The organism is Flavobacterium sp. (assembly GCF_031422135.1).
In the GTDB taxonomy this organism is placed as follows: Bacteria; Bacteroidota; Bacteroidia; order Flavobacteriales; family Flavobacteriaceae; genus Flavobacterium.
On the sequence record NZ_JANOQD010000005.1, the window covers coordinates 23292 to 35487 of the forward strand.

Sequence of the window (12196 nt, forward strand, 5' to 3'; positions counted from 1 at the left end):
TGCTAAACTAATTCTTTTTTCAAAAACTGCGCTGTATAACTTTTTTTATTTTTTGCTACTTCTTCAGGAGTGCCTTTGGCAACTACATTTCCGCCACCTTTTCCACCTTCTGGACCAATATCAATAATGTAATCTGCCAATTTAATAACATCCATATTGTGTTCGATAATCAGAATAGTATTTCCTTTATTAACCAACTTATTAATCACTTCCATCAAAACCCGAATGTCTTCAAAATGCAATCCAGTTGTGGGTTCATCGAGAATATAAAACGTGTTTCCTGTATCTTTTTTGGATAATTCGCCAGCTAGTTTTATACGTTGTGCTTCGCCACCAGAAAGTGTAGTGCTTTGTTGCCCAAGAGTGATATAGCCTAAACCAACATCTTGTAACGTTTTTACTTTTCGATACACTTTCGGAATCATTTCAAAAAACGGAACCGCTTCGTCAATGGTCATATTCAAAACATCGGAAATCGATTTTCCTTTGAAACGAATTTCCAAGGTTTCTCTATTAAAACGCTTGCCTTGACAGGTTTCACATTCCACATAAACATCAGGCAAAAAACTCATTTCTATGGTTCTAACGCCAGAACCTTCACAGGTTTCGCAACGACCACCTTTGACATTAAAACTAAATCGTCCTGCTTTGTAACCTCGAATCATACTTTCTGAAGTCATCGTGAATAGGTTACGAATTTCTGTAAAAACTTCGGTATAAGTTGCTGGATTCGAACGTGGTGTACGTCCAATTGGGCTTTGATCAATATCAATTACCTTATCAATATGTTCTAAACCTTCAATTTTTTTGTATGGTTTTGGTTTTTTGACTCCATTAAAATAAAATTCATTCAAAATAGGGTAGAGCGTTTCATTTATCAAAGTCGATTTCCCCGAACCCGAAACGCCAGTAACACAAATTAACTTTCCTAAAGGCAATTCTATTGAAACATTTTTCAAATTATTTCCCGTTGCTCCAGACAGTTTCAAGAATTTCCCATTGCCCTCACGACGCTTTTTTGGAATTTCCAACTTCATTTTTCCATTCAGATATTGCGCTGTAATGGTGTTTGATGTCAATATTTCCGCGGGTGTTCCTTTACTGATAATTTCACCTCCATATTTTCCTGCTTTTGGACCAATGTCAATAACATAATCCGCACGTTCGATCATATCTTTGTCGTGCTCGACCACAATAACCGAGTTGCCAATATCTCGCAATTGTTCCAAGGAATGAATCAACTTTTCGTTATCACGCTGATGTAAACCAATGCTTGGTTCGTCCAAAATATATAAAACGCCAACCAACTGCGAACCAATTTGAGTTGCTAAACGAATGCGTTGTGCTTCGCCACCAGAAAGCGATTTGGAACTTCTTGAAATTGCCAAATATTCCAAACCAACATTCATTAAAAAGTTCAATCTATCTTTAATTTCTTTAATAACTTCGGTTGCGATTCGTTTTTGTTTATCAGATAAATGATTTTCTAAATCGTGAAACCAAGCCGTTAAATCCGAAATATCCATATTGGACAAATCGGCAATATTTTGTTCATTTATTTTGAAATAAAGCGATTCTTTTTTGAGTCGTGAACCTTCGCAAACAGGACAATTTATTTCGTCCATAAACTCTTTTGCCCAACGTTTTAAGGTCGATGAACCTGAATCGTCGTGTTGCGATTTTATAAAATGCGAAATACCTTCGAATTCTATTTTGTATTCTTTGGTAACGCCAGCCGTTTTAGAAGTTACCGAGAATTTTTCTTTTCCACCATTTAAAATCATTTCTATGGCTTCGTCAGAAATGGTTTCGATAGCATCGGTCATTTTAAATCCGAATTTTTCACCAATAATTTCCAATTGTTTGAAAATCCAAGTGGTTTTATATTCGCCCAATGGCACAAATCCTCCCGATTTTATTGATAATTTTGGATTTGGAATTATTTTTTTAATATTGATTTCGTTAATTGTTCCTAAACCGTTACAATCCGGGCAAGCCCCTTTTGGCGAATTGAACGAAAACAAATTGGGTTCCGGATTTTGATACGAAATTCCAGTAGTTGGACACATTAAATTTCGAGAAAAAAATCGAATTTCATTAGAATCTTGATCCAAAATCATCAATACGTTTTCGCCGTAATGCATTGCCGTATTAATACTTTCGGATATTCTTTTCTGAACATCTTCGGAATCATTCACGACAATTCTATCAATAACTGTTTCGATATCGTGCGTTTTGTATCGATCGAGTTTCATTCCTGCTGTAATGTCTTTCACTTCGCCATTAATGCGAACTTTCAAGAAACCTTGTTTAGCAATTTGTTGAAAAAGCTCAGCATAATGTCCTTTTCGAGCTCGAATAATAGGAGCAAGAATGTTGATTCGTTTTCCAGAGAAATCTTTGATTATCAAATCTTTAATTTGTTCGTCCGAATACGACACCATTTTTTCGCCAGTATTGTAACTGTAGGCATCGGCAGCACGAGCAAAGAGCAATCGAAGGAAATCGTAAATTTCAGTAATCGTACCAACAGTGGAACGTGGCGATTTTGAAGTTGTTTTTTGTTCAATAGCAATTACGGGTGACAAACCATCTATTTTGTCCACATCTGGGCGTTCTAATCCGCCCAAAAATTGTCTGGCATAAGCCGAAAACGTTTCAATATAGCGGCGTTGTCCTTCGGCATAAATAGTATCAAAAGCTAATGATGATTTTCCCGAACCCGAAAGTCCAGTAATAACCACCAATTTTTCACGTGGAATGGAAATGTCAATATTTTTGAGATTATGAACGCGAGCGCCAATAACATCGATGGTATTATCGTTTTCTAACATAAGTTTTTGCAAAAAAACAAAGATACAATTTAGATGTTTATTAAAACAATTGATTTTAAAAGCATTTTATAAAAGTGGCATTGAAAGTATGTTTTATTACTTTTTTTATTTATAATTTGATTAATAAAATGACTAACTTTATACCTTAAAATTTTCACTTATGAAAAAGATAATTTCAATAATAGCGCTTACTGGAATAACAATTTTGGCTTGCAAGACTTCGGTTGCCAACAAAAACGAACTAAATCTTATATTTACTTCCAAAAGTGATAGTAATGTAACTGGAACTGCAAATTTCACAGAAAAAAATGGCGTTGTAACTTTTACTGCCAAAATGAATGGACTTTCACCTGGTGAACACGCCATACACATTCACGAAAAATCAGATTGCTCTGCTGCCGATGGAAGTTCAGCTGGCGGACATTGGAATCCTACTTTCAAAAAACACGGAAAATGGGGTGATGCCGAATACCACAAAGGAGATATTGGTAACTTCAATGCGGATGCTAATGGAAACGGAACTATAAAATTTGCTACTTCAGAATGGTGTATAGGTTGTGAGGACGAAACCAAAAATATTCTAGGAAAAGGATTAATTGTGCATAAAGGTACAGACGATTTTACTTCGCAACCAGCTGGTAATGCTGGTGCACGACAAGCTTGTTCTGCAATAATTAAATAATTTTTTTATCAAAATTAATGAAACACATTTTCTACCATTCTTCTATTCTTCTGTTTATTTTTTTAAATATAAGCTGTCAATCTCAAACTAAATTAAAAGATGATTATTCTACTAAAATTGATAGTATTCTTAAAACGGAGAATATAAGATCCTTTAACGGAAATATTTTGATTTCACAAAACGGAAAAACTAAATATTCAAAATCGTATGGTTTTAAAAATAAGGAAAACAAGACTAAATTAAAATTAGATGACAACTTCATTATTATGTCTAATAGCAAGCAAATTACTGCTGTTTTGATTCTGATGGAAGTCGATAAAGGAAAAATAAATCCGCAATCACCAATTAAACAATACCTTCCCGAGCTGAATGACAGTTGGGCAGATACCATTACAGTGCATCAGCTTTTAAATCATACTTCTGGAATTGACAAAATTGGCAAACCATTATTGTATAAACCTGGAACTTCTTTCAATTATGGAAATCAAACCTATAATTTGTTAGGAAAAATAATCTCTAATTGCAATAAGGAGCCTTTTGAGTCTGTTGCACGTCGTTTATTCAAAAAATTAAAAATGACAAAAACATTTGCCAATCATACTTCAAAAGGGATTGAATTGGTTAATGGTCATCTATTACAAAATAATACGATTACAATAGTTGATAAATTTGAATTTTCAATGGAGAGTCTGCCAGCAGCTGGTATAATATCGACAGTAAATGATCTTGCTATTTGGAATAAAAATGTGCATCACAATAAAATTTTAAAACCAGAAACTTATAATTTGATGATTTCTTATAATGTAAAGGCAAAGCACTATGCTTTTGGAGATAATGATATAGGCTATGCTTACGGTGTGCGTATAAAAGATGATGAATATATAAAAATGATAGGTCATACTGGAATGGGTTCGGGTTATGTATCTATAAATTTTTATTTTCCAGAAAACGATACGAGTTTAATTATACTTGAAAATACGATGAACGAAGATTCTAAAATTTCGTATCATTTTGAATCCGAAATTAGAAAAATTGTGGCTAAAAGCAGTCTAATGGAATCTATAAAATAGTTTTAAAATCTTGAAAGAAAAGGAACTTCATTATTTCAAAAATGCTAGAGAATGGCGTGATTGGTTGCACGAAAATCATAATTACTCCTTTGGAGTTGAATTGGTATTTTATCGTGTTGATAGTGCTTTTGAAAGTATGCGTTGGGAAGAAGCAGTTCAGGTTGCTATATGTTATGGTTGGATAGATTCCACCGTTAAAAAATTGGATGATGAACGCAGAAAACAAGTTTTTACACCCAGAAAAGTCAAAAGTGTTTGGAGTAAACTAAATAAAACGTATATCGAAAAATTGATTCAAGACAAATTAATGCACGAAAGCGGATTAAAAATAATTGAAATTGCCAAACAAAATGGTTCTTGGGAATCACTTGACAGAGTTGAGAATCTAGAAATTCCTGATGATTTGCAAAAAGCATTTAATGAAAATAGTACTGCTTTCAATAATTATAAAAATTTTAGTCCTTCCTATAGAAAAAGTTATTTATACTGGCTTAATCAAGCAAAACGGGAAGAAACAAGATTAATTAGAATTGCCGAAATTATTACCCTTTGCCTGCAAAATATAAAATCAAGACAATAATTATTTATTGAAAACTTAATTTTAGTTTATCCAAAAGTAAACAAAAAATCATAGCTTTGTATTATGATAAATCCTTCAGCTTTTGGCTGGATTGATAAGTTTTTTTTAGAACAAAACATTCCAGATCAAAATATCATAAACGATGCAAAGCAGTTTTATGAAAGCACAAGAAAAACAGGCTTTCTAGTTGGTTATACAACCTGTTTTGTAACCCCTAAACCTATTATAACTAAAGGTTGGACAAGTGAAGAGCTTTCAAAAATAGGATTATTGAACACTTTGTTTGGTGTTTTTCAATTGTGTAAAAATAGCTTAAATCAAGAAGAATTTATAGATCAATGTGTAGCATTTTATAAACAATTACATTCAAAAGGTTCCAGTTTACTTTCTAAAATTTTACCTGAAGATGGAGCATCAAATAAGTTAGAAAAAATAATTAGCTCACGCATTCAAACCAATGATAACATCATTAGTAAAAACTTTTCGCATATAGTTACAAATGCTTTATTGTTTATTGATGTTTTAGCTTTTAAAAAATACTTGCTAGAAGGTAATATTCCTGATAAATACCTAAAACGTGTAGAAGAAATAATTGTTAATATAGTTTCATTATCATTAAATACTAAAAAATCAAAATCAAAATACGATGATTTATTGCAAAAATTATTTGAGTCTTCTATTCGATATACTAAGTATAGTGAATTAGAAACCGCCTCGTTAGAAAATATTGATTTATCATTTTTTACAGATGATTATGAGAAATATTACCTCATTGATATGGCTGGAATGGCAATGTGGAGTGATTCTAAAATGGAAACTTCAGAAGAAAATTTCTTATATAAATTAGCTGTAAAATTAAATATCTCTCTATTATTTGTTCAAAAAAGCATCCGAGAAATGGATGAATTTTTAGATACAAACAAATCAGACATTCCATATTTTAATTTCTCGAATCCAGTAAAGCATTTTTACGATCAAACTACTCAAAACGTACAAAATTTAATTTCTAGGAATAAGTTTAGATTGCAGCTTGAAATTTCGCAAAGTAAAGAGTTAATGAAACTTTTAGCACAATCTACAAAACGCGATTTAACTCCTGAGGAAAAGAAAAAAGTTCGCAACCAAGTATTAGATATTTGTAAAACAATTCCATCACTTACCATTTTTATTATTCCAGGCGGAAGCTTGCTATTACCAATACTTATAAAATTTATACCACAATTATTGCCTTCAGCATTTAACGAAAATTTGACAAAAGAATAAGTATCAATTAAACTTATAGTTTTTATATTTGCATCATAATAAACTATAAAATGACTATTACACAACTTCAGTATGTTTTGGCTGTTGCCGAACATAAAAATTTTACCCTTGCAGCCGAAAAATGTTTTGTTACGCAACCTACGTTAAGTATGCAAATTCAGAAAGTGGAAGAAGAACTTTCGATTTTAATTTTTGATAGAAGTAAAAAACCAATTCAACTTACTGAAATTGGTCATAAAATTGTAGCTCAGGCCAAAAATATTGTAAATGAAGCTGATAGAATGCAAGATATTGTTGATTTGCAAAAAGGTTTTATAGGTGGAGAATTTAAATTAGGTATTATTCCTACAATTATGCCAACGCTACTGCCAATGTTTCTTAGTAATTTTATTCATAAATACCCAAAAGTAACATTAATAATTGAAGAGTTAAATACTACTGAAATTGTAAAAAGACTTAAAAATGGACAATTGGATGCCGCCATTGCAGCAACACCACTTGATGACGAAAAAATAAAAGAAGTTGTGTTGTACTTTGAACCGTTTATGGTATATGCGCCTGATTATCATTTGCTTTCGAAAAAAAAAGAAATAGAAGTTTCCGATTTGAATGTTGACGAAATTCTGATGTTACAAGATGGACATTGTTTTAGAGATGGTATTTTGAATCTTTGCAAGAACAATTCAATACCAAATCACACAAAATTCAAGATTGAAAGCGGAAGTTTCGAAACTTTGATAAAATTGGCTGATGAAGGTTTAGGAATTACATTGCTTCCTTACTTGCATACTTTAGATTTAAAAGAAAAAGACAAACTTAAATTGAGACATTTTGTGGAACCAAAACCAGCAAGAGAAATTAGTCTCATTTTTCCAAAAAACGAATTAAAAATTCACATTATTGAAGCACTTCGAGGTGTTGTTTCTGGTGTTTTGCGTGGTGCAGTTGTATTTCAGAATGTAGAAATTATAAGTCCAGTCCAGAAGAAATAATGACAAGAACCTATAATTTCTAAATTCAAATTAAACCATTATAATTGCCAAATATGGTTTTAGTTCTGGTTTTTTGTCGGTAAAACAAATCAACCATTTTATAAGATTTTCAATCTCATATGGCAATAAATTTCTAAGGGCTTTTTTTAGTTCTCTGATAAAAAGTTTACTATCTGAACTAACTCTTTCAAGCGTCTGTTTTGTGTAATCATAAATCATTCTATACATAATAAGTAGGGATTAAAATGAATAACTAGATCGAAACTTATTATAAATGTAATTTAAAAAAATGAATTATACACATAAAACAACGCTTAAAATCATATTTTTTCGACAAAATACATTTTTATTGTATTTATGTAGGATTAGTTAAATTGAAAAAAGAAGTATTTATTTTGTGATAATTCCATATTGATCAATTAAATATACTAATGCTGTTATTGTTGCTGCGCCTAATTCCAATTCACGCTTATTTACGGCATTGAATTTATCGTTTCCAGCGTGATGATAATCAAAATAACGTTGTGAATCTGGACGTAAACCTACTTTTAGGATTTTATCCGAAGTTAAGTCTTCAATATCTGAACCCGAATGACCTTTAGCAAAAGTATGAATCAAGTAGGGTTCGAATATTTTTTTATAATCTTGAACTTTATTGAAATTTGCATCATCCGTTTCAAAAGAAAATCCTCTTGGCGTAAATCCACCCGAATCACTTTCTAATGCAAAAATGTGATTTTCATTATTCTTTTTAGATAATTCTTGGTATTTTTCGCCACCTCGACCGCCATTTTCCTCATTCATAAACAATACAACTCGAAGTGTATTTTTGGGTTTGTAGCCTAAATTTTTAAAAATGTTAACTACTTCCATACTTTGTACACATCCAGCTCCATCATCATGTGAGCCGTCTGCAAGATCCCAAGAATCAAGATGACCACCTACGACCATTATTCTGTCTGGAAATTCACTCCCTTTTATTTCACCAATAACATTATAGGACAAAACGTCGTCCATAGTTTGACAAGATTGTTTGAGATAAAATTTAATTTTTGAATTAGCTTTAAGTAATTTACTTAGCAATTCAGCACCATTAGTACTTATTGCAGCTGTAGGAATGTATTGTGATTTTGGAATGTCTCCATAACTTTGATTGCCGGTATGCGGAAAATCATCTAGACTATGAGTTAAAGATCTAACAATGGTAGCCACAGCTCCATATTTTGAAGCTTCTCTTGCACCTGAACGTCTTTGATCTCCAGCTTTACTGTAGGCATTAAAAGTTTCTAACAAACTATTATCCATTGGACGATTAAAGAAAACGATTTTACCTTTTATTTTTTCAGTTCCTAAATCCGACAATTCTTTAAGTGATTGTACTTCTATTACTTCAGCAGTAATTCCTTCTTTTGGTGTTGCAATGGAACCTCCTAGAGCACAAATAGGAACTGTTATTTTCTTTTTATTATCAACAATATAGGCTATTTCTTTTTGACCTCGTACCCATTTTGGCACCATTACTTCTTGCAAATAAACGCGATCGAAACCCAAAGTTTCCATTTGTGATTTGGTATAATCTACTGCTTTTTGAGCACCGACAGAACCAGACAAACGATGCCCAATTTTGTTAGACATATAATCCAGCCAAGTATAACATTTGGAATTTGTTAAGGCAATAGTGTAAATTTCTTTTAGTTTTATCTCGTCACTACTTTGACTCTGAGCCATTGAAATTACGGTCGATAGTAATAAAAGAGTAGTTGTTATTTTCATTATGTTTTTAGATTTTATTTTTCAAATTTATAAAATTAATAAGGCACTTTTCCCATAAGGACATAAAAAAAGGAGCCATTTAAGCTCCTTTTAGTTTTATGATTTAATTCTATTTAATTTTTTATTTACTATCTAATTCAATTCTACATATTTATCTCCCTCAAGTTTTAAAATAAATTATGTATACAAAGTGTGTTCTGGATCGCTGTTATCTGGCATATCCAATATATATTATATGATCTTTCATGATTTTTATTTTACCCTTTTTAATCTAATTCACATTGTTTCAATAAAATTGGTTTTTCATCACATAACTTTTCTCCAAAAGGACACTCGGAAATAACTCTTTTTTTGATAATATTATCATAATAACCTAACCATTTGAATTCAATAGAATTTTTATCTATAACTTGAATTGTTACTACTTCTTCATCGTTAATATAATCTTTTGAAAAAACATCATTCGCGGCAATACCTTCCGCATATTTTATTTTAAAAAAAAACATTCCGTCTTTTCTTTTTTCTTTAATCTCTTCTAATTTTATATAAAAATTGTTTGGCTCCATTGCTAATGTAACTTCATAATTATTTTCTTCATCAATTTGAAAATATCTATAATTAGAATTGCAATCATATCGCCATGATCCAAAAGGTATATTATTTGTTAAATCTACTTTTTCATCAATAACTTTTGATGAAATTTTAGTTATAGGTTGTGACATAAATTTACCATCAAGTTCAATATGATAACTTTTTTCAAGTAAAATAGATATTTCTTCTTCATCAGAACTGTAATCTTTCAAATGTAAATTCAATTTTTCATCAACGAAAAAACATCTGCTGTTATTTGCATATAAAAAAGATTCATTAGAATAAATTATTTTATAATCAACTAAAATGTCTGATTTATAAGATGCTAAAACTAAATAATTTACTATTGAAATATTTTCATCACCTTGTTTATTCTTGTATTTATTACCATCTTTAAATAATCTTAATTTAGTATTGCCATCATTGAAAATTGTTTTTGCATAATAGCAAGAATCTAAATAATAAACCATACCATTTTTATCTGATTTATTATATGTAATTCCTTTTTTAATTTGTGGCAATATTTTAAAACTATTATTGACATCTATTTTTAAATCATCATAAAAATTACTCGAAATTGTTACAAGAGAATCCAACAAATTATTTGCGTTAATTATATTACCATCATCATATTTATAGACATGTTTGGTTGGTAAATTCTCATTAATAAGTAAATCAATACCAATAGGTAAATCATTTACAATTTTGTCATCCTCGATATTTGTTAGTTGCTTTTCTTTATTTACGCAACTAACAAATACAATTAAAAATATATAAAGTACTTTTTTCATGTTTTATTTGTCAATTATTAAAATTCTTGAACTTTTAAAATCACCAGAGTGTAAGTGTGTATCGTGTAAATTACCTCCATCTTTTACATTTTTTAAATTTTTAAAATATTTATCATTTCCTACTTTTAATTCTTTAAAATGATAAAATTTCATAGCGTCAATAAATTTTTGATCATTTTTTTGATCCCAAAAGTAAATTGTATCAACACTTTTACCATTAACATGGTATTGACTTGGGAAACAAGAACCTTCCTTAAAGCAACTACCAGTAGTTGTAATTTCAAGACCAGTCTTTGCTAATGCACCAACAAATCCAGCATATTCATCTGGACCTGTATACCTTCTTTCGGTATTTGAAAATTTATATTTTATAAATTTTACTGTTTCAGGCATTTGTATTAGTTTAATTTTGTTATTAAGTGCTTTATACAATCTCCAGAATGTGTCTCCATCATTTGAACCATATTCAGCAATATCTCCGTTTTTATAGGTAACCCTTCTAGTTGTTTGACCATCCGAAACATTATTGTCTGTTAATACTTCGCTATGTGTCGGTTTAGTATACAATTTTGATGTGCTAACACCTTTTTCATTTGTCTCATGCCAATCCACAGTACAAATTTCATTTTGCACATTTTTAGCCCCGTGATAAATGTATTTGTATTTATTTTCAAAACCTTTTTTAATGGTTTTAGGAATGTGTTTTTCTATAATTCCGTCTTGGTATATTCTATAAGTTACTATACCATCTGGTGCATTAATAGGTATGCAACACGGGTATCCAAACTCTCTCAAGAATCCCTTCTTAAGATGCAACTCTTTGTTGGTTGCTTCTAACTCTTCTTTTAAGTAACCATCATAAATTGTTTTTACATCTTCATAAGTGTATGTACTACTTTGCTGTCCGTATGGGGAATCTGGCAAACTAGCCCAACAAAGTGAAGAAAGTAAAGTTGCTTTTTTTATGTCATTGTTAATTATTAATTGTATAATATCCGCCTGTTGCCCTTTAAATCGATTTCTCCATTTTTTGTCTTTTTCTTCTCTAACGGTATCATGTTTTGTTTTTGCTTTATCGAGAAAATATTTTGGGTCATAAAAAGAGGCTGGTCTTTCATCTTTTGCATAATTATGTTTCAATAAAATCAAACATAATTTATCTTGCGATTCTGCATCAAATTTGGTAACATTATATTTTGATTTATAGGTTCTAAAACCAGTATCGTTAAAAGTATCTCCCATAATTTGGTAGGCACCCGCAGCATCAGATGAAGATTTACCATATGGTATCGAAATATTTGGATGCGTATCCATTGTTTTATTGTGTGGAGTTGCTGTAAAATCACTATGACCAAAAAGCTTTTTGTAGCCACTTTCGCCAGATGTTCCTTCTTTAACACGTAACATTCGCATAAATGCTCTTACTCGTGCTTCATATTCGCAAATTCCATTTTTATTATTCTTTTTTGGGTCGTCTCCACTAGCCACCTTTATCTTCGTCTCATTATCAGGTAAATCAAATGAAAATCTATTTGTATCTACAGTAATACTTTGGCTTTTTATGTGGGCTTTGGTTTCTACTATTTCAATATCGACATATACATCGTCGTACCACATATT

The 12196-nt window shown here is 30.9% G+C and carries 8 protein-coding genes and 1 pseudogene; 5 read left to right on the top strand and 4 right to left on the bottom strand.

Going from position 1 to position 12196, the window contains the following annotated elements:
* Positions 1 to 2: 2 nt before the first annotated feature.
* Positions 3 to 2834, bottom strand: a complete 2832-nt coding sequence (gene uvrA / locus RMO70_RS01090; protein WP_310554574.1) for an excinuclease ABC subunit UvrA — start codon at positions 2832 to 2834, stop codon at positions 3 to 5.
* A gap of 160 nt (positions 2835 to 2994) precedes the next feature.
* On the opposite strand from uvrA, the gene RMO70_RS01095 reads away from it, so the two are divergent.
* From RMO70_RS01095 to RMO70_RS01115, 5 genes are all read left to right on the top strand, one after another.
* Positions 2995 to 3516, top strand: a complete 522-nt coding sequence (locus tag RMO70_RS01095; RefSeq protein WP_310554575.1) for a superoxide dismutase family protein — start codon at positions 2995 to 2997, stop codon at positions 3514 to 3516.
* A 17-nt stretch (positions 3517 to 3533) separates the two neighbouring features.
* Positions 3534 to 4586 carry a serine hydrolase domain-containing protein gene (locus RMO70_RS01100; protein WP_310554576.1) on the top strand — a complete coding sequence of 351 codons (1053 nt, stop codon included), beginning with the start codon at positions 3534 to 3536 and terminating at the stop codon, positions 4584 to 4586.
* A 10-nt stretch (positions 4587 to 4596) separates the two neighbouring features.
* Positions 4597 to 5166 carry a YdeI/OmpD-associated family protein gene (locus RMO70_RS01105; RefSeq protein WP_310554577.1) on the top strand — a complete coding sequence of 190 codons (570 nt, stop codon included), beginning with the start codon at positions 4597 to 4599 and terminating at the stop codon, positions 5164 to 5166.
* Between the two features lie 63 nt (positions 5167 to 5229).
* Entirely contained in the window at positions 5230 to 6429 is a 1200-nt protein-coding gene (locus RMO70_RS01110; protein WP_310554578.1) for an LETM1-related biofilm-associated protein, read from the top strand.
* Between the two features lie 50 nt (positions 6430 to 6479).
* Positions 6480 to 7421, top strand: coding sequence for a LysR substrate-binding domain-containing protein (locus tag RMO70_RS01115; protein ID WP_310554579.1), 942 nt, complete (start codon positions 6480 to 6482; stop codon positions 7419 to 7421).
* A gap of 390 nt (positions 7422 to 7811) precedes the next feature.
* On the opposite strand, the gene RMO70_RS01120 is transcribed toward RMO70_RS01115, so the two are convergent.
* The 3 genes and pseudogenes from RMO70_RS01120 to RMO70_RS01130 all read right to left on the bottom strand — a co-directional run.
* Positions 7812 to 9194, bottom strand: coding sequence for a M28 family peptidase (locus RMO70_RS01120; protein ID WP_310554580.1), 1383 nt, complete (start codon positions 9192 to 9194; stop codon positions 7812 to 7814).
* Between the two features lie 266 nt (positions 9195 to 9460).
* Positions 9461 to 10576 carry a hypothetical protein gene (locus RMO70_RS01125; RefSeq protein WP_310554581.1) on the bottom strand — a complete coding sequence of 372 codons (1116 nt, stop codon included), beginning with the start codon at positions 10574 to 10576 and terminating at the stop codon, positions 9461 to 9463.
* A gap of 3 nt (positions 10577 to 10579) precedes the next feature.
* Positions 10580 to 12196 (bottom strand): annotated as a pseudogene (locus tag RMO70_RS01130) (glycoside hydrolase family 104 protein); the annotation flags it as partial.